Below are 18,446 nucleotides of genomic sequence, written 5' to 3'. Positions count from 1 at the left end.
ATGGCACTGGCCCCGCCGGCCAGCGCCTTTGACACCAAAGCCAGAGCCGCCTTTGTGATGGACATCACGACGGGCACAATTCTGATGGACAAGAATGCGGACACGCCGTTACCCCCGGCCTCAATGTCCAAACTCATGACGCTTTATGTTGCGTTCGAGGCGATCCGCGATGGACGCTTGGCGATGGATGAACGCCTGCCTGTTTCTACTCATGCTATGAGCTATGGCGGCTCGACCATGTTTCTGGATACGACGGATAAGGTGCGGGTCGATGACCTGTTGCGCGGGATCATCGTGCTATCTGGCAATGATGCCTGCGCCGTGATCGCGGAGGCCCTTAGCCCCGACGGAACCGAGGCCGGGTTTGCCCGCTTCATGACACAGCGTGCACAACAAATGGGCATGACCAATTCCACTTTCATGAACTCCAACGGCTGGCCCGCGCCGGGACACGCCATGAGCATGCGAGATCTGGCTCTGTTGGCCCGCCATCTGATCGAGGACTTTCCGGAATTTTATCCGATGTTCGCCGAGACCGAATTTGAATTCGACGGGCGGGCGCCCAAGAACACTCAAAACCGCAACCCGCTTCTGAAGCTGGGGATCGGGGCAGACGGGTTGAAAACCGGCCACACCGTCAAGGCTGGCTACGGGCTCGTCGGTTCTGCCAAACAGGCGGAGCGCCGGATCGTGTTTGTCGTCTCGGGTCTGGATAGCGTCAAACAACGCGCCGAAGAAAGCTCGGCCATCGTAAACTGGGCGTTTCGCCAATTTGTCGAGAAATCGGTCGTCAAGGCGGGCGAGCAGGTAGCGCGAGCGGATGTTTGGATGGGCAGCGCTAACAGTGTCGGACTGACTGTGGCTGAAGATGTGGTCACGCTTATGCCGGTGTTGGGCGGCGATGATCTGAAGGCGGAAATCGTCTATACCGGTCCGCTGCGTGCACCCATCGCGCTGGGTGATGAATTGGCGGAACTCGTCTTTGCCGCCGAAGGTTTGCCTGAAACGCGGATCAAGCTAGTCGCCGCAGAGGATGTCGCAAAAGGTGGTTTTCTGGCACGTCTTCGCACGGTCTCGGGTGTGTTGCTGACACGTTTGCAACAGGGGTCTGAGGGCGGGTTTTGACCGCGCAGGGCCGGTTTATCACCTTTGAGGGGATAGACGGGTCGGGCAAATCCACACAAGCACGTTTGCTGGCCGATCACCTTCGCGCTGAGGGCCACGAGGTCGTGCTGACTCGCGAACCCGGCGGTAGCCCCGGTGCCGAAGATATCCGCAAATTGGTTTTGGAAGGAGAGCGGGACAGGTGGTCTGCGGAAACCGAATTGCTCCTTTTCACCGCTGCGCGCCGCGATCATCTGGAACGTCTGATCGCCCCGTCGGTCGCTAATGGTAAAGTGGTGATTTGCGACCGGTTTGCCGATAGCACCCGCATGTATCAGGGTTTGGGCCGCGCTGATCTGAGGGGTGCAGTGGATCAATTACACAAACTGATGATCGGACGGGAGCCTGATCTGACCATCCTGATTGATATGGATTCTGAAACCGGCCTTGAACGCGCCTTGTCTCGCGGGGATGGTGAAGAACGCTTCGAATCTTTCGGCGGTGACATGCAGCGCCGGATGCGCGATGGCTTTCTGGCGCTGGCATCCGAGTTCTCTGATCGGTTTGTAGTCATCGACGGCGGGCGCGAGATTGACGACGTGGCTGCCGACGTTCAGCGCGCTGTCAAAGGGCGTCTCTGATGGCGGAAGAACTCCATCCAGAGCCAGATCGCGTCGATGGTGCCCCTCATCCGCGTGAAACGGAACGTTTAATAGGTCAGACCAGCGCCGAAGCCGCATTCTTGGAAGCCTTTAACGCAGGCCGTATGCACCACGGTTGGTTAATCACGGGGCCTCGCGGCGTGGGCAAGGCAACGCTGGCCTGGCGCATCGCGCGGTTTTTGCTGGCCACGCCCGAGGGCGACGATGGCGGCCTCTTTGGTGATGCCCCGCCGACGCCTGAGACGCTGGATATCCCGGTCGATCATCCGGTCGCCCGTCGCTTGTTGGCGGGTTCTGATCCAGGTCTGTTCCGCATCACGCGCACCGCAAACGAAAAGACCGGTCGAATGCGCGACATGATCGTGGCTGACGATGTGCGGCGGTTAAACCAATTCCTGCAACTGAGCGCTACGGATGGTGGACGGCGGGTCGTTATCTTGGATTGTGCAGATGAGATGAACGTTCAGGCAGCCAATGCGCTGCTGAAAATGCTTGAAGAGCCACCCGCGCGCACTATTCTGCTTTTGATCAGCCACCAACCTTCGCGCCTTTTGTCCACGATCCGATCGCGTTGCCGCGAACTGCGCCTAGCGCCATTGAATGTGACCGATATGGCGCTTGCTTTGGAGCAGGCGGGCGTGAATGCCCCCGATGATGCCGCTGCATTGGCAGAGCTTTCTGGCGGATCGGTGGGCGAGGCAGTGCGGCTGATTAACCTAGGCGGGCTGAAAATCTATGCCGAACTCGTAGCTATCATCAGCACCTTACCGCAACTTGACCGTGCCCGTGCCCTGAAATTGGCCGACGCTGCTGCGACGCGCGGGGCCGAAGACAAGCTTGACCTTCTATTGGGTCTGACCGACCTGCTGCTGGCACGGCTGGCACGCAGTGGCGCCGTGGGGGCAACACCTGCGCAGGAGGCCGCACCAGGCGAGGCCACCATGCTTGCCAAGCTTTCTGGAACACCTTTGAAAGGCCGCGCTTGGGCAGAATGCGCGCAAGAGATCGGGGCGCGGGCACGTCATGGCCGGGCGGTCAACCTTGACCCTGCCGCGCTGGTCCTAGATACGGTGTTCAGGATACAGCAAACCGCCGCGGGCTAGGCCCGCCAAGGGCCCGAAGATGACCGACCAGATCCAGATCACAGACAGCCACTGCCACCTCGATTTCCCGGATTTTGACGCCGAACGCGATGCCGTGATCGACCGCGCCGTGACTACGGGTGTGACGCGTATGGTCACGATCTGCACCAAGCTGCGGCTGGAGCCGCAAGTGCGTGTCATCGCCGAAAAATATGCCCCGGTTTTTTATGCCGCCGGAACCCACCCGATGAGTGCCGCAGACGAGCCGCTGGTATCTGTCGAAGACCTGATGGCTCTGGCGAAGCATCCCAAGTTCGTGGGCATTGGTGAGACCGGCCTGGATTATCACTACACCTCGGAAAGCGCTGAAATCCAACAGAAATCACTGCGCATCCATATCGAGGCCGCGCGCCAGACCGGCCTACCGCTCATCATCCATGCTCGCGCCGCAGATAACGATATGGCCCGCATCCTGACCGAAGAACACCAGAACGGCGCCTATAGCTGTGTCATGCATTGCTTTTCGTCCGGTGCCGAGCTGGCTCGCGCGGCGCTTGAACTGGGGTTCTACCTGTCGATGTCGGGCATCGCCGCATTTCCCAAAAGCCAGGAATTGCGCGATATTTTCGCCGCGGCTCCGGTGGACCGTATCCTTGTCGAAACCGACGCACCTTATCTGGCGCCGCCGCCCTATCGCGGCAAACGGAACGAACCTGCCTATACGCTTCACACTGCGCAGAAAGGGGCCGAGGTTTTTCGCATGAGCTGGCCTGAATTCGCGGCACAAACACAGGCCAATTTCGATCGGCTGTTCTGGAAGGCTGCCGCTTATGAGGCCGCCGCCTGATGGCTGAATTGCGCTTCACGATATTGGGCAGCGGCTCGTCCGGTGGGGTGCCCCGGCTGGGCGGGCACTGGGGCGCGTGTGATCCGGCCAATCCGAGAAATTCCCGCCGCCGCTGTTCGATGCTCGTTGAACGCGTGACGGATGAGGGCACCACCCGCGTGCTAATCGACAGCTCGCCCGATCTGCGTGCCCAGCTTCTGGATGCCGGGATCGGAGAGCTTGACGCCGTTGTCTACACCCACGCCCATGCCGACCATGTGCACGGGCTGGACGACCTGCGGATGATCGTTTTTAACATGAAATGCCGCTTGCCGGTCTGGGCCGATGGAGCCACGCAGGATGCGCTTTTTTCACGCTTCGGTTATGCCTTTGTACAGCCCGAAGGCTCCCCTTACCCACCGATTCTGGAGATGCACACGATTGACGGTGATGTGGTGATTGACGGCGCGGGTGGGCAGATTACCCTGCATCCTTTCAAGGTCAATCACGGCTCGATCGACGCACTTGGCTTCAAGGTGGCCGGGCTGGCCTATCTACCTGATGTTGCACAGATTCCCGATCATGTCTGGCCTGTCCTTGACGGCCTTGATGTCTGGATTCTGGATGCTCTGCGCCGCAGCCCGCACCCGACCCATTCGCATTTCGAACAATCGGTCGAATGGATGAAACGCGCGGCCCCGAAACAGGGCGTGCTGACCAATATGCATATCGACCTGGACTATCAGGCGGTGATTGACGAAACCCCTGAATGGATCACCGCCGCCTATGACGGGATGGTGATCACGCTGCCGGTTTAGCGGCGCATGCAGGCACTTCTTGATGTAATTCTGCCGGTCTTCGTGGTCACTGGTTTCGGATATCTGGCAGTCTGGCGCGGCTGGTTTTCCGATGCCGGGGTCGATGGATTGATGAATTTCACCCAGAAATTCGCCATTCCCTGCCTGCTTTTCACCGCCATTGCCCGGCTTGATCTGGGCCAGAGCTTTGACTGGCGCTTGCTTGCCAGCTTTTACGCGGGTGCACTGACTGGCTTTCTGCTGGGCCTTTTCGGTGCGCGATATCTGTTCAACCGATCCTGGGAAGACGCCGTAGCCATCGGATTTTGCAGCCTTTTTTCCAACACCGTTTTGCTGGGCCTGCCGCTTACGGAACGCGCTTATGGCGCTGACGCGCTAAGTGCGAACTATGCCATCATCGCGCTGCATTCGCCGTTTTGCTACGGCATTGGCATCACCGCGATGGAGATTACCCGCGCCCGGGGGTCATCCGGCATGGCGTTGACGGGCAAGGTGTTGAAGGCGATGTTTTCCAACGCGCTGATCATGGGGATCGGGCTTGGGTTTCTCGTCAACCTGACGGGCCTGCCGCTACCGGGCGTGCTGAATGACGGGCTGGACTTGCTGGTCCGGGCGGCCCTGCCGGCCGCGCTTTTCGGGCTGGGCGGTGTGCTGGTACGCTACAAGCCCGAGGGAGATTTGCGTGTAATTCTATATGTTTGCGTGCTGGCCCTGGTGGTGCATCCGCTGATCACGCGCGGGCTGGTCGCCGGGTTTTCCCTGCCGACCGAGGCGGTGCGCTCGGCGGTGCTGACCGCCGCCATGGCGCCAGGGATCAACACTTATATTTTCGCCAACATGTACGGGGCCGCGCGTCGTGTGGCGGCCTCCAGCGTGTTGATCGGGACCGCCTTGTCGGTTTTCACGGTCTGGATCTGGCTGGGATTGCTGCCCTAATCTTCCTGCGGCGGCGCGCCGCCGGTAAAGGCATTGCCATTGGCATAATCGCAGGGCGCTTCCTGCATTTCCAGATGCAGGCCGGAGCCGGTATAGGGGTTCGCGCGGGCCAGATCCTCGTCAACTTCGATGCCCAGGCCCGGTGTTTCAGGCGGCGTAATGTAGCCGTTTTCAACCTTAATAGTGTTCCTTATCAGTGCGTTATGGAACGGCGTGTCGATGGTTTCGGCCATCAGAAGATTGGGAATTGACGCACCCAGATGGATGTTCGCGACCCATTCCACGGGGCCCGCGTATAGATGCGGGGCCATCTGTGCGTTATAGACCTCGGCCATGGCGGCGACCTTCTTCATCTCCCAGATGCCACCTGCGCGGCCAAGGGCCGGTTGCAGGATCGTGGCGGCGCCCGCGCGCAGGACCGGTGCGAACTCGGCCTTGGTTGTCAGGCGCTCACCGGTGGCGATGGGGATGGAAACCGCCTGCGCCACCTTGGCCATCTCGTTCAGATTGTCGGGTGGGATGGGTTCTTCGAACCAGAGCGGACCATATGGTTCAAGCGCTTTGCCCAGCCGGATCGCACCGGCAGTGGTGAATTGACCATGCGTTCCGAACAGTAAATCCGCTTTCATTCCAACGGCTTGGCGGATCGTTTTGCAAAAGGCGACGGACTGTTCGATGTCACTCATCGCGGGCATGTGGCCGCCGCGGAGGGTGTAGGGGCCTGCGGGATCGAACTTGAGGGCGGTGTAACCCTTTTCGACCATTGCCACGGCGGTTTCGGCGGCCATGTCGGCGGAATTCCAAAAAGCGGTGATGTCGTGATGGGGCAGGGGATAAAGGTAGGTATAGGCGCGGATGCGGTCGTTCATCCTGCCACCCAGAAGCGCCCAGACCGGTCGGTCGCGCGCCTTGCCGAGGATGTCCCAACAGGCAATCTCAAGCCCTGAAAACGCGCCCATGACCGTCAGATCTGGGCGCTGCGTGAAGCCGGACGAATAGGCGCGGCGGAACATTAACTCAATGTTTTCAGGGCTTTCACCCATCATATGCCGTTCAAACACATCCCTGATGACATGGCGCATCGCCTCGGGGCCGATCGAGGTGGCATAGCACTCCCCCCAGCCGGTGATGCCATTATCGGTGGTCAGCTTGACCAGAATCCAATAGCGCCCGCCCCATCCGGGTGCAGGGGGCGCGGTGACGATGATATCGAGGTCTTGCAGGCGCATGGCGATCGCTCCGAAACGGTTTTGCCCACGGTGCCCCGGCCTGAAATTCGGGGCAAGCCTGAAACGTCGGGCCGTGTCGGATTGAGTACACTACGTACACAATGTACGCGGATTCTGTACGTTTGACCGCTGAACCATGCTGCGTCAGCCGGGCTGAAGAATTCCGGGCAAGATGGGTTAATGGTCGGATAGGCAGAACCGCTATGCGGTGTTCGACCGACGTTCACATCTTGTCACGGTCCATAGGCGATCAGAGGCAGCCAGGTGGCGAAAGCCGGGAAGGCGAAGATCAGGCCGACGGCGATCAGCTGGATCATCATGAATGGGATGATGCCCTTGTAGATCGTGCCCGTGGTGACGCCTTTGGGGGCCACGCCCTTCATGTAGAAGAGGGCAAAGCCCACCGGCGGGGTGATGAACGAGGTTTGCAGCGTCACGGCGAAGAGGACCGCGAACCAGACCAGGTTGACATCCATATCCACCAGCACCGGCGCGATCAGCGGCAGCAGGATCAGCGTGATCTCGATCCAGTCGAGGACAAACCCCAGCAGGAAGGCGATGAACAGGATCACGATCACCACGCCGCTTGGCCCGAAGGGTAGGCTGGTCAGGGCGTCCTCGATCAGCTCGTCGCCGCCAAAGCCGCGCAGCACCAGCGCAAAGGCGGTGGCGCCGACAAAGAGCGCGAAGATGTAGGAAGTGGTCTTCATCGTGCCCTGCATCACCTCGCGCAGCCCTGAAAAGGACAGCCGCCCGCGCAGCAGCGCCAGCAGCATCGCGCCGAGCGCGCCGACGCCCGATGCCTCGGTCGGGGTGGCGATGCCGAAGAAGATGCTGCCCAGCACGGCGACGATCAGCAGCGCCGGCGGTATCGTCGATTTCAGCACGTTGAACACCAGGCCGAAATTGACCGGCTCGGCATCCTTGGGAGCAGGGGCAGCGGAAGGGCGCAGCCAGGCATAGACCAGGATATAGACCCCGTAGAGCCCGCCCAGCGTCAGCCCGGGGATCATCGCCCCCATGAAGAGATCGCCGACGGATACCCGGATCTGATCAGCCATCAGGACCAGCATGATCGAAGGCGGAATGAGGATGCCCAGCGTGCCGGTGGCGCAGACCACGCCGCAGGCCAGCGATTGATCGTAGCCATGTTTCAGCATCAGGGGAATGCCGAGGATCGCCAGCAGCACGACCGCCGCGCCGATGATGCCGGTCGAGGCCGCCAGCAGCACGCCGATGACCACGACGGTGATCGCCAGCCCGCCGCGCACCCGGCCGAAAAGCTTGGCCAGATCGGTCATCAGGTCTTCGGCGATGCCGGATTTGTCCATCATGATCCCCATGAAGACGAACATCGGCAGCGCCACCAGCACCCAGTTGTTCATCACCGCATAGATGCGGTCCACGACGATCGAGCTATAGCCCCAGTCGACGCCGAAAAACGTATCCAGATAGGTATCCGACAGCACCGAGATCGCGGTGAAGGCAACGGCGAGCCCGCCCATCAGCCAGGCGACGGGATAGCCGGTGAAGATCAGCAGCACGAAGCTGACGAAAAGGGCGATGGCCATGTACTGGCTTGGGTCGCTGATCATGTCAGGCCTCTTTCGCCGGGGGCATCGGCCCGTATCTGAGTGTGGCGACGACCCGGAGCAGACGCGCCAGACCGACCAGTGCCAGCAGCACGAAGCTGAACAGCAGACAGCCTTTGATCAGCCAGCGCGCGGGCAGCCCGTTGGCTGAGGTCGAGGTCTCGTTGGTTTGCCAGGAAAGTTCGACGAAGGGGAAGGTGTAGTAGAGCACGAAACAGACGAAGGGCAGAAACAGCAGCGTCAGCCCGAGAAATTCCAGCACCATACGGCTGCGCAGCGACAGGCGGTCATGCACCACGTCGACCCGGACATGCCCGTCCGAGATGAACGTGTAGGACAGGCCGACAAGCCAGGCCGCGGCGTAGAGATACCATTGCAGTTCTTCCAGCTCGATCATGCCCTGGCTGAACACGTAGCGCAGGATGACATTGCCGATGATCACCGCCAACAGCACCAGCCAGAGCCAGCTGAATGCCTCGCCTACCAGCCCGACGATGCGATCAATCGCGCGGCTGAAGGCATTGTCGCGCAGGGCGTCCGTGTCGTGATGGGGAAGATCCCCGGCCTCAATTGCAGCACTCAGCTTGTCTTCGTCGTCTCGTTGCATGTGCCCCTCGCAGGTCCTGCCTGACATTTCAGCGGCAGCCCCGTCCCTTGGGTTGGACAGGCCTGCCGCAGTCTCATCTTACGCCGAAATCTCAGTCAAAGTCGCGCGGTAAGTAGCCAAGTTCCTTCCAGATCTGGTAATCGGCATGAAACGCTTTCTGCGATTCCCAGACGCGGGCGAAATCGGCATCCTTGGCGGCCTCTTCGGTCATCACTTCCAATGTCACGCGCTTGAGTTCCTGAATGACATCATCGGGCAGCTTGGCGGCGGTGACGCCCTTGTCGGGGAAGCTTTTGATCTGGGCGCCCTGCAGGGCCTCGCCCGTGGTGATCGCGCGCATGGTGGCGGCGGTACAAGCCATCTCAAACAACGCCTGATCGGCCGGGCTCAGCTTGTTCCACTCATCCAGATTGATCAGCAGATGGGTCGAGGTGGACGGCTGATGCCAGCCCGGGAAGAGGTTGTATTTAGCGATCTTGTGGAAGCCCAGAATCTCGTCAATTGCGGGCATCGAATATTCGGTGGCGTCCAGGGTGCCTTTTTCAAGGGCGGCGAAAATCTCGCCCCCGGCCATGAGGGTCGCCGAGGCGCCGATCCGGTTGAGAACCTGACCGCCCAGGCCCGAGAAGCGGATTTTCAACCCTTCGAGATCGCTGAGCTGCGTGATCGGTGTGCGGAACCAGCCCGCGGTTTCCGGCCCGATCGTGCTGCAGAGCAGCGGGTGGATGTTCTGCGCGGCGTAGATCTCTTCGGCCAGGCCGTGGCCTTCGCCTTCGAACCACCAGGCGGCGTATTCCCAGGGCTCCATGCCGAAGGGCACCGCCGAGAACAGCACCGCCGAGGGGATGCGGCCCTGATCGTAGGCCAGGTAGTTATAGGCGGCGGGTAGGTTGCCATTGCTGATCGAGGGCGAGATTTCAAGCGGCGGGACGATTTTGCCCGGCTCGAAAATCTTCAGCTTGATCCGGCCATCGGTGGCCGCGTCCAGGGTTTCAGCCACCCGGGCAATCGGGTCGCCAAGGGCGGGCCAGCCGGTGTTGAAGGTCGCCTGGACCTTCCAGCGTATCTTGTCCTGCGCATCGGCAGGCGTTGCCGTTCCGGCGCCCAGGCACAGCGCCGAAAGTGCTGCGATGCCGACCGTGCGGCGCCCAAAGGTCGTCAGGGACTTGGTCAGGGATGTCATTTCTATCTTCCTCCACAGTTGAATTCAGTGTTGTCAGGTGTCGATCACCACCCGTGGCGGTGCCGATTGTCGGGCGCTCAGGCCCATGCCTCGTGATAGAGGTCTGTTATTTCTTGCGTGCTGCCCACACGCGGATTGTTGGCAGGCGCGCCGGAGCGCACCGCGTCCTCAGCCATGTGCCCGGCGGCGGCGGTGTAGGCGCTATTGTCGATGCCGAATTCCGACAGGCTGGGCACATCCAGACGCGCATTATACTGATAGAGCCCGTCAACCAGCGCGTCGGCGGCGTTGGCATCATCGGCACTGTCGCTTGCCAGGCCGATCACCCGGGCGCAGTCGGCATAGCGGGCCAGGGCCGATGTCTTGGAAAACTCGGTCACTGTCGGCAAGAGCATCGCGTTGCTCATCCCGTGCGGGACGTGAAAGAGGCTGCCCAAAGGGCGACTCATGGCATGGACCAGCGCAATCGAGGCGTTGGAAAAGGCCAGCCCGCCGAAGGTCGCGGCCAGCATCAGCGCCTCGCGCGCGGGGATGTTTTCAGGATCGGTATAGGCGGCATCGAGATTGCCCGCCACCAGCCGCATGCAATCCAGCGCCATGCGATCCGAATAAAGCGTGGCCTTGCGGCTGACATAGGCCTCAATCGCATGGGTCAGCGTATCGAGGCCATTGTCGGCGATCAGACGTTTGGGTTTCGACAGGGTCAGTTCAAAATCGACGATGGCGCCGAGGGGCACGAACCCCTCGCCCCGACACGAGATTTTCTCGCGGCTGTCGCTGTGGATGATGACGGTGTGATGGGTGACTTCCGATCCGGTGCCCGCTGTTGTCGGCACCGCCAGCATTGGCAGGCCCGGCGCGTCGGATTGCGTGGGCGGGCGGTAATCCTGGATGTCGCGGCTGCCCGTGGCCATGGTGGCAATGGCCTTGCCCGCGTCAATCGGGCTGCCACCGCCCAGGCCCACGACCGCATCATGCCCGCCCTGTTCCAGCGCGCTGATTCCGGCCAGCACCACCGTATCGGTGGGGTCGGGCAGCACCGCGTCGAACACCCCGGATTTCAGCCCGGCCTCGTGCAGCAGGCCCTGCACCCGGGCGGCAACGCCCGAGTCGGACATGAACCTGTCGGTCACGATCAGCGGGTTCCGGATATGCCCCATGCGGGACAGGATATCGGCGATGCCATTCAACGCGCCGCGCCCGATCGACATGAATCGCGGTGTGCAGACACGAACTGACATTGGCATTTCCTCCCCAAAGGCGACGGCCCACGGGGGCGTCGTTGGGGCCAAGCCTATGTCGAGCGCGCTCGCTCTGTCAATAAAGTGATAAAATAATTCTCATTTAGTTGACAGATCAATTGCTTTCCGGCACCCTCAGCCGCAACCGCAGGGTCGCATGCGTTGCGGAAAAAGCCCCGCAGAACCAAGGAAACTTGTGATTCCCGAAATTTTCCGTTTTGGCTGTTTCAGGACATGCCATACCGACAAAAAACAGAGAGCCACCGCGTGACCGAGAAGAAAAACACCCGGAATTCACCGCGCAGAATTCTTGAGATCATCGAAGCCATCTGCCTCAACCCCGAGGCGGCGACGGCATCGCGCCTGTCTCAGACGCTGGAAATTCCAACCCCGACGATCTATCGCTGGCTTGACGCGCTGAGCGAGGAACGTTTCATCGCACCGACCGCCTCGGGCCATTACGTTCCGGGTGAGCGGTTTCGCGATCTGATCCTGAACAGCCTGCAATACGAGCCCAAGGTGACCGAGCGCCGGTCCTTGCTGCGGGCGCTGTCGGAACAGCTGAACGAAACCGTCAGCCTGTCGATCCCGCATGGTACCAAGCTGATCTATTTCGACCGGCTGGAATCGCACTGGCCTTTTCAGGTCAATCTGAAGGTCGGCGCGCCGCTGCCGCTGCATTGTTGTGCGTCCGGCAAGCTCTATCTTTCGACGCTTGAGCCGGATGCCGCATTGGGTGTCTATGAGCGGATCGCAGACAAGACATCGGCGCGTAACACGATTGTGGATGCGGCCGCTTTTGGTGCGGAACTGGCGCGGATACGCGAATTCGGTTTCGCGCTCGACAAGGAAGAATGGTTCGACGACATGGTCGGCGCGGCGGTGCCTGTGTTTGCCGACAGCGGCGCGCTTGTGGCCTGCCTGTCGACCCATGCGCTGACCACCCGAAAATCTATTGACGACCTCAAGGCGGAAATCCCGCTGATGCGTGAAATCGCCGGTAAATTAAGGCATTGCCTGATCGGATAGAGGCTAACCTTGTGGGCATTGATCGCAAAGCCATTGCCAGGTCTGGCGCACCGCGAGGCGCGAGAAGGTGCGTTTCCACGCCGACATATGAAAGGCGGATGAGCTGACCAATGGCGTCGCTGCCGCACGCACCAGATCACCCCGTTCTAACAGGGCGCCTGCCAGAACTTCTGACCCCAGACAGACCCCGTGCCCAAGCGTGGCGGCCTGCAACATCATTCCCGGGTCCGAGAAATTCAGACCGCTTGAGACTTCGTGCCGGGCGGAATTTACCGCAGCGAACCATTTCTGCCAGTCGTCCAGGCCTTCGTCATGCAGCAACGTCGCGCCGTCCAGACGTTCATTTTCCGGAAAGTCGGGGAGTGCTGCGGCAACCTCGGGCGCGGCCAAAGGCCAAAGGCGATCTGGCATCAGGGTTCGGGTGATCGTACCCTCATCCTGCCAGGGGTCGCGGGAAATCACGATGTCGATTTCCGCCTCTTCCGGTATCCAGGTTTCATCGGTTGTGTGCAACCAGGGTTCCACCTGCGGCAGGTCGGCCCTCAATTGCGCCAGCCGGGGCAGAAACCAACCCTGCGCCAAGGCGGGCGGCATCATCAGGATGACCGAACCGGGTTTGGTATAGGCGTTCAGCCGGCGCACCCCGTGCCGAACGGTTTCAAGCGCGTCATGGGCGGTTTGCTGAAGATCGAATCCGGCATCCGTCAGCTCGATCCGCCGCCCCACACGCCGGAAGAGGGGCTGGCCCAGATGATCCTCCAACGCGCGGACCTGATGGCTGATCGCCGATTGGGTCACGTTCAGCTCTTCTGCGGCGCGCGAGAAACTACCGTGCCGCGCCGCCGCCTCGAACCCGACCAGCGCGGTCAGGGGAGGGAGGGTTCGATAAGGGCTATTCATGAGTAAAATTTGCCAAAACTATGATAATTCCGCGTTTTGCCATATTAAACACTCATGTCATATTAGCTTGCAACGCTTTTCTTGATGGATGATCCCATGCTGCACACGCCACCGACACCGCATGACCTGGGCTATCGTATGCCGGCAGAATTCACCCCGCATGCGCGAAGCTGGATGATGTGGCCCTGCCGCAAAACTGTCTGGCCGGATATGGAGGCCACGCGCACGGCCTATGCTGCCGTTGCCCATGCGATCCGTGATTTCGAACCGCTGAGCATGCTGGTGCATCCGCGCGACCGCGCCGGGGCACAGGATCTGCTGGGATCGGATATCGACCTGATCGACCTGCCGATTGACGATTCATGGGCCCGTGATGCGGGGCCGAACTTCTTGCTGGACGCAGACGGGGCCAAAGCCGCAGCCGTTTTCCGGTTCAACGCCTGGGGCCAGAAATACCACCCCTATGACGGCGATGCCGCCGCGGGACGTTTCATTGCCGATGCTGCGGGTGCGCGCGTGTTTTCCAGCCGGTTGACCGCCGAGGGTGGCGGCTTCAGCGTCGATGGTGAGGGCACGATCCTGACGACGCAAAGCTGTTTTCCCAACGCCAACCGTAACCCGGATTGGACCCGGCAAGAAATCGAAGCTGAATTGAAGTCGATGCTGGGTGGTGACACGGTTATCTGGCTGCCGGGTAACGTGGATGAGACCGAAACCGACGGCCATGTGGACGGCATCGCGGTGTTCGTGGCGCCGGGCGTTGTGCTGATCGAAGGGGCGGATGACCCGTCTGATCCGTGGCGCGCCATAAAGCAGGCCAATATCGACGCCCTGGCCGGGGCAACCGACGCACGCGGTCGCCCGATCCGTCTGGTGAAGATGCCCGAGGCCGATGAAAGCTGCGCCATCGGGGATCGGTTTTGCCGATCCTATGTGAACGCCTATCTCTGCAATGGTGGCGTGATCATGCCCCGCTATGGCACCGCGACGGACCAAGAGGCGCGCGAGATTTATCAGGATCTTTTCCCCGATGTCCGCGTGGTGATGGTTGATATCAACGATATCGCGGTCGGCGGCGGTGGTATTCACTGCATCACTCAGCAAGAGCCTGCGTGATGTCGGGCGCCGCAAAACGGGTTGCGCGTGGCGGGCAGCTTCGGCTGGTCGGCGGGGTGGAAATGTCACGCGCGGCCGAAGCCCAGCCGACGATGGGCCTGTTGGCCGAGGCTGTCGGCCTGGTTGGCACGTCCGGATTTCCCGCGAAGCTGGCAGAGATTTGCAAGGCTCTGTCGGGGTTCGAATCCGTCTTTGCCTGCGCGTTTTTCCGGGAGCACGCGCCGGTCGTTCTTTATAACGATCTGAAAAACACCGAGGATAGCGCCGTTCTGGCCCCTTATCTGAACTGGGCCTATCTGTTGGATCCGCTGCATGATCTCTTTCGTCGCGGCAGCGGGGATTGCGTTGCGATGCTGTCTGAATTCGCGCCGGATGATTTTCGGCAAAGCGATTATTTCAAGCGGTTTTATGCGGCCACCGACCTGCATGATGAATGCGGTGTGATCCTGCGCTTTCCGGATGGCGCGGCAATTGTGCTGTCGCTGGGTATCCGTCATGGCACGGTTGCCCGGCATGACGCGCGCGCGCAATTATGTTTCCTGCTGCCGGTCTTTGGCGCGCTGGCACGGCGTCACTGGCCGGGGCTGTCCCCTGAAACAACGTCGGGGATCGGTCGTATCGGTGGCCATGTCGAACGTGCCTTTGCGTTGTTTGGCACCTCTGTGCTGAGCGAACGAGAGACCGATGTGGCCCATTTGATTGTCCGCGGGCATTCCAACAAGTCGATTGCGCGTCTGCTGGGCAACAGCCCCGAGACGGTCAAGGTGCATCGCAAACGGATTTACACCAAACTGGGTGTCAGTTCGCAGGGCGGGTTGTTCTCGGTTTTCATGGCAGCGCTTTCGGCCACGCCGCCGGGGGCGGAAACCGATCCGCTGGAATTTCTGCCATCAACCTTCCGACCGGCCTATTAACGACAAAGGAGAGACGAATGATGACGCGTCGCAACATCATCAAGGGCGCGGCGGCGCTTGCTGCATCCGGGGCACTGCCTGCCCATGCCGCCGTTGGTGGCGCCCGCAGTAACGGGTTTTTCTACCCGGAAGAGGCAATGCCCCACGAGCGGACTTTCATGCAGTGGCCGGTCAGCCGTTTCGTTTATTCAGACGGGCAATTCCTGAAAGACCTGCAACAGACCATCGCCGATATCGCCAACACCATCGTCGAGTTCGAGCCCGTGGTGATGCTGATGGCTGCCAAACATGAAAAAGCCGCCCGCCGCCTGCTGAGTGCGCAGATCGACATCTGGGATATCCCGACCGAAGATCTATGGGCGCGTGACAGTGGACCGTCTTTTGTCATCGACGGCAAGGGCGGGTTGGCGATGACCCATTTCAACTTCAATGGTTGGGGCGGCAAGCAGATCCACCGCAAGGATGGCAAGGTTGCCGAGCGTGTGGCGCGGCACATGGGTCTGCCACTTTTTGACGCCGGTCTGGTTGGCGAAGCCGGCGGCGCGGAATTTGACGGCGAGGGTACGCTGATTGCGCATGCCAGTTCCTGGGTCAATCGCAATCGCAACAAGGGCTCAAGGCAAGAGGTCGAAGCGATGCTGTTTGAGACCTATGGCGCGGAAAAGGTGATCTGGGCTCCGGGGATCAAAGGTGGCGACATCACCGATTACCACATCGATGGCCTGGCCCGGTTTACCGAACCGGGCACGGTGTTGATCCAGATCGGAGATCAGCTTGATCCTAATGATCAATGGAGCCGTGCTGCGTTTGAAACCCATGACATTCTGCAATCAGCAACCGACGCCCGGAACCGCAAGCTGGAGCTTGTGAAGCTGCCCGAACCCTGGGACATACGCATCAAAAGCTATGATTTCGTGGCCTCTTATGTGAACTACTATGTCTGCAACGGTGCTGTCGTCGCGTCGCATTTCGGTGACAAAGCCGCTGATGAAGAGGCTTTCGCCGTTCTGCGCGATCTTTATCCGGGCCGCGAGATCGTGATGCTGAACACCGATCCGGTGGGTGAGGTCGGCGGTGGTATTCATTGCGCCACCCATGAGCAACCGAAGGTCTGAAAACATAAATTCGGAATGACTTGAAGGGGCGCCGCGTGATCGTGGTGCCCCTTTTTTCCAGTGCTTAGCCGACCACGCGATGCACTCCATCAATGGTGCCAAGCGCGCGATACATATCGGGTCGGCGATCGCGGAACACCCCCCATGACAGGCGATAATCGCGGATCGCGGCGAGGTCGAATTCTGCCGTCAGGTAGGTTTCGTCGGTTCGGTTCGCCTCGGCCAGTTTTGCGCCAGTGTGGTCGGCGATGAAGGATGAACCATAAAATGTCATCTCCGTCTCACCATCCTTTTCCGTGCCGATACGGTTCGAGGCTACCAATGGCATGATATTGGCAGCCGCATGCCCCTGCATCGTGCGTTGCCAGTGACCGGCGCTATCCAGATCGGGATATTGCGGCTCAGACCCGATGGCGGTCGGGAACATCAGCACCTCGGCGCCCATCAACGCCAGCGAACGCGCCGTTTCGGGAAACCACTGATCCCAGCATACGCCACATCCCAGCCGGGCAAACCGGGTTTCGACCACCTGAAATCCGGTATCACCGGGCGAGAAATAATACTTTTCCTCGTAACCGGCCGCCTGTGGGATATGGGTCTTGCGGTAATTGGCTAGAATCTCGCCATCCGCATCAATGATCGCCAGCGAATTGTAATGCGTCTGGCCGGCATTTTCGAAATATGAGATCGGCAATACCACCCCCAGCCTTTTGGCCAGGCTGCGAAAGTGCTGAACCACGCGACTATCCGACATGCTGCGCGCCAGCGCCATGTGGCGGAACGAAATTTCCAGGCAAAAATAGGGGGTCTGGAACAGCTCTTGCAGCAGGATGATCTGCGCCCCGTCTTCGGCAGCGGCATTCACGATCTCTTCTGCTTTCTGGATGTTTTCGTCCTGATCCCAGGAACAGGCCATCTGGGTGGCCGCGACAGTGACTTTTGACATGGGGCTCTCCGTGCGGCCAGGGGTTCCGACCGGTATGTCAGGGTTACAGATCATTGCAGTCCGCGCGGCGTGTGTCCCGCCGCGCGACAGTCTTAGTTCATCAGCTTAGTCCAGATCCGGTCATAAAGCTCGATCGATTCAGGGCTGCAGACAGGGATGAATTCCGGCGCGGGTACGTCCGCAGGCGGTGTCATCTCGGGCGCGGCCGCCAGGTCCGGATCGACAAACGCGTCAGATCCCTTGATGCCATTGGAATAGCGCGCATAGTTGGTGATCATTGCCGCGTTTTCAGGGGCCATGACGAAGTTGATGAAAGCCTTGGCGTTTTCGATATTCTGCGCCCCTTTGGGCACCGCAAGATTATCCATCCAGCCGGTAAATCCTTCTTTTGGATAGACATAGGTAAGCGACGGTTTTTCATCGCGGGCACGCATGGCATAGCCGTTCCAGCTCATCGACACGGCCGCCTCGCCCGAGACCAGCGGTTCCTTGGTCTCGGAGTCAAAGCTTTTGACCCATTCTTTCTGGGTCTGAAGCAGCGCCAGAACCTTTTTCATGTCTTCGGGATTGTCATTGCAGCGCGGCAGATCAAGATAACGCAGCGCCATGTTGATGACGTCGTTGAGGTCGCGAAGCATGTTGATCTTGCCCTTGACCGCGTCTGCCGGGTCAAACAGTACGGCCAGCGTGTCATACTCCCCCTGCACGACATCGGTATCGACGACAAATGCGGTCGACCCCCAGGCCCACGGCGCGGAATATTCACGCTTGGGGTCCCAATATACCTCGCGCCAGCGCTCATCGACATGGGCGAAATTGGGCATCGCGAACACGTTGATTTTTTCGACCATATCCTCGGCGATCAGGATTTGCATGGTGCCGTCACCGGGTACGATGATGTCGTACCCTCCGGCACCGGCGCGCAGCTTGGCAACCATGGTCTCCATGCTGTCATAGGTGTCGATATGGATGTCGACATCGAATTCAGCTTCGAACTTGTCGACCAGATCGGGCGGTGTGTATTCGCCCCAGCTATAGATATAAAGATCGCCTTCGGCATGGGCCGTCGGAGCCAGTATGGCGGTGCCGAGGGCCAGAATGGCCGTGCGGGACAGGGTTTTAACAGTCATCAAGTGTCTCCTATTT

Annotated in this window: 18 protein-coding genes; 10 read left to right on the top strand and 8 right to left on the bottom strand. The window is 60.2% G+C overall.

The window, feature by feature from the left end:
- From Q1B27_RS16045 to Q1B27_RS16020, 6 genes are read left to right on the top strand one after another with little or no spacing between them, the layout of a single operon-like run.
- Positions 1-1,125 (top strand): D-alanyl-D-alanine carboxypeptidase family protein, encoded by a 1,125-nt coding sequence (locus Q1B27_RS16045; RefSeq protein WP_299848937.1) that lies wholly within the window; start codon positions 1-3, stop codon positions 1,123-1,125.
- Positions 1,122-1,745, top strand: coding sequence for a dTMP kinase (gene tmk, locus Q1B27_RS16040; protein ID WP_299848840.1), 624 nt, complete (start codon positions 1,122-1,124; stop codon positions 1,743-1,745). The genes Q1B27_RS16045 and tmk overlap by 4 nt, the downstream gene beginning before the upstream one ends.
- Positions 1,745-2,869, top strand: coding sequence for a DNA polymerase III subunit delta' (locus tag Q1B27_RS16035; protein ID WP_299848839.1), 1,125 nt, complete (start codon positions 1,745-1,747; stop codon positions 2,867-2,869). The genes tmk and Q1B27_RS16035 overlap by 1 nt, the downstream gene beginning before the upstream one ends.
- Before the next feature lie 19 nt (positions 2,870-2,888).
- Complete coding sequence (locus Q1B27_RS16030) at positions 2,889-3,695, top strand: TatD family hydrolase (protein WP_299848838.1); 807 nt, start codon at positions 2,889-2,891, stop codon at positions 3,693-3,695.
- Positions 3,695-4,492, top strand: coding sequence for an MBL fold metallo-hydrolase (locus Q1B27_RS16025; RefSeq protein WP_299848837.1), 798 nt, complete (start codon positions 3,695-3,697; stop codon positions 4,490-4,492). Before Q1B27_RS16030 ends, Q1B27_RS16025 begins: the two co-directional genes overlap by 1 nt.
- 6 nt (positions 4,493-4,498) lie before the next feature.
- Entirely contained in the window at positions 4,499-5,428 is a 930-nt protein-coding gene (locus Q1B27_RS16020) for an AEC family transporter (RefSeq protein ID WP_299848836.1), read from the top strand.
- On the opposite strand, the gene Q1B27_RS16015 is transcribed toward Q1B27_RS16020, so the two are convergent.
- From Q1B27_RS16015 to Q1B27_RS15995, 5 genes are all read right to left on the bottom strand, one after another.
- Positions 5,425-6,657: a mandelate racemase/muconate lactonizing enzyme family protein gene (locus Q1B27_RS16015; RefSeq protein WP_299848835.1), complete on the bottom strand. Its 1,233-nt coding sequence runs from the start codon at positions 6,655-6,657 to the stop codon at positions 5,425-5,427. The two genes, Q1B27_RS16020 and Q1B27_RS16015, sit on opposite strands and share 4 nt — an antisense overlap.
- A 233-nt stretch (positions 6,658-6,890) precedes the next feature.
- The gene (locus Q1B27_RS16010) at positions 6,891-8,252 is read right to left on the bottom strand and encodes a TRAP transporter large permease subunit (RefSeq protein ID WP_299848834.1); all 1,362 of its coding nucleotides are present in this window, start codon (positions 8,250-8,252) and stop codon (positions 6,891-6,893) included.
- A gap of 1 nt (position 8,253) precedes the next feature.
- The gene (locus Q1B27_RS16005; protein WP_299848833.1) at positions 8,254-8,856 is read right to left on the bottom strand and encodes a TRAP transporter small permease subunit; all 603 of its coding nucleotides are present in this window, start codon (positions 8,854-8,856) and stop codon (positions 8,254-8,256) included.
- A gap of 91 nt (positions 8,857-8,947) precedes the next feature.
- Positions 8,948-10,039, bottom strand: a complete 1,092-nt coding sequence (locus Q1B27_RS16000) for a TRAP transporter substrate-binding protein (protein ID WP_299848832.1) — start codon at positions 10,037-10,039, stop codon at positions 8,948-8,950.
- A 77-nt stretch (positions 10,040-10,116) separates the two neighbouring features.
- Positions 10,117-11,280: an iron-containing alcohol dehydrogenase gene (locus Q1B27_RS15995; RefSeq protein ID WP_299848831.1), complete on the bottom strand. Its 1,164-nt coding sequence runs from the start codon at positions 11,278-11,280 to the stop codon at positions 10,117-10,119.
- Positions 11,281-11,547: 267 nt separating this feature from the next.
- Between Q1B27_RS15995 and Q1B27_RS15990 the strand changes: the two genes are divergently transcribed.
- Positions 11,548-12,309 carry an IclR family transcriptional regulator gene (locus tag Q1B27_RS15990; protein WP_299848830.1) on the top strand — a complete coding sequence of 254 codons (762 nt, stop codon included), beginning with the start codon at positions 11,548-11,550 and terminating at the stop codon, positions 12,307-12,309.
- A 3-nt stretch (positions 12,310-12,312) separates the two neighbouring features.
- Here the strand turns inward: Q1B27_RS15990 and Q1B27_RS15985 are convergent, their stop codons facing one another.
- Positions 12,313-13,209, bottom strand: a complete 897-nt coding sequence (locus Q1B27_RS15985; protein WP_299848829.1) for a LysR family transcriptional regulator — start codon at positions 13,207-13,209, stop codon at positions 12,313-12,315.
- Positions 13,210-13,305: 96 nt separating this feature from the next.
- Between Q1B27_RS15985 and Q1B27_RS15980 the strand changes: the two genes are divergently transcribed.
- From Q1B27_RS15980 to Q1B27_RS15970, 3 genes are read left to right on the top strand one after another with little or no spacing between them, the layout of a single operon-like run.
- Complete coding sequence (locus tag Q1B27_RS15980; protein ID WP_299848828.1) at positions 13,306-14,325, top strand: agmatine/peptidylarginine deiminase; 1,020 nt, start codon at positions 13,306-13,308, stop codon at positions 14,323-14,325.
- Positions 14,325-15,239: a helix-turn-helix transcriptional regulator gene (locus tag Q1B27_RS15975; protein ID WP_299848827.1), complete on the top strand. Its 915-nt coding sequence runs from the start codon at positions 14,325-14,327 to the stop codon at positions 15,237-15,239. Before Q1B27_RS15980 ends, Q1B27_RS15975 begins: the two co-directional genes overlap by 1 nt.
- Before the next feature lie 17 nt (positions 15,240-15,256).
- Complete coding sequence (locus tag Q1B27_RS15970; RefSeq protein WP_299848826.1) at positions 15,257-16,354, top strand: agmatine/peptidylarginine deiminase; 1,098 nt, start codon at positions 15,257-15,259, stop codon at positions 16,352-16,354.
- A gap of 64 nt (positions 16,355-16,418) precedes the next feature.
- Here the strand turns inward: Q1B27_RS15970 and aguB are convergent, their stop codons facing one another.
- Both aguB and Q1B27_RS15960 read right to left on the bottom strand, forming a co-directional pair.
- Positions 16,419-17,300 carry an N-carbamoylputrescine amidase gene (gene aguB, locus Q1B27_RS15965; protein ID WP_299848825.1) on the bottom strand — a complete coding sequence of 294 codons (882 nt, stop codon included), beginning with the start codon at positions 17,298-17,300 and terminating at the stop codon, positions 16,419-16,421.
- 92 nt (positions 17,301-17,392) lie between these two features.
- A complete protein-coding gene (locus tag Q1B27_RS15960) occupies positions 17,393-18,430 on the bottom strand; it encodes an extracellular solute-binding protein (protein WP_299848824.1) in 1,038 nt (345 codons plus the stop codon).
- Positions 18,431-18,446: the final 16 nt, after the last annotated feature.

It is taken from the genome of uncultured Roseovarius sp., assembly GCF_947489715.1.
GTDB lineage: Bacteria > Pseudomonadota > Alphaproteobacteria > Rhodobacterales > Rhodobacteraceae > Roseovarius.
Note: the sequence above shows the minus strand (reverse complement) of the source record. Positions and strands in the feature narration are given on the sequence as shown.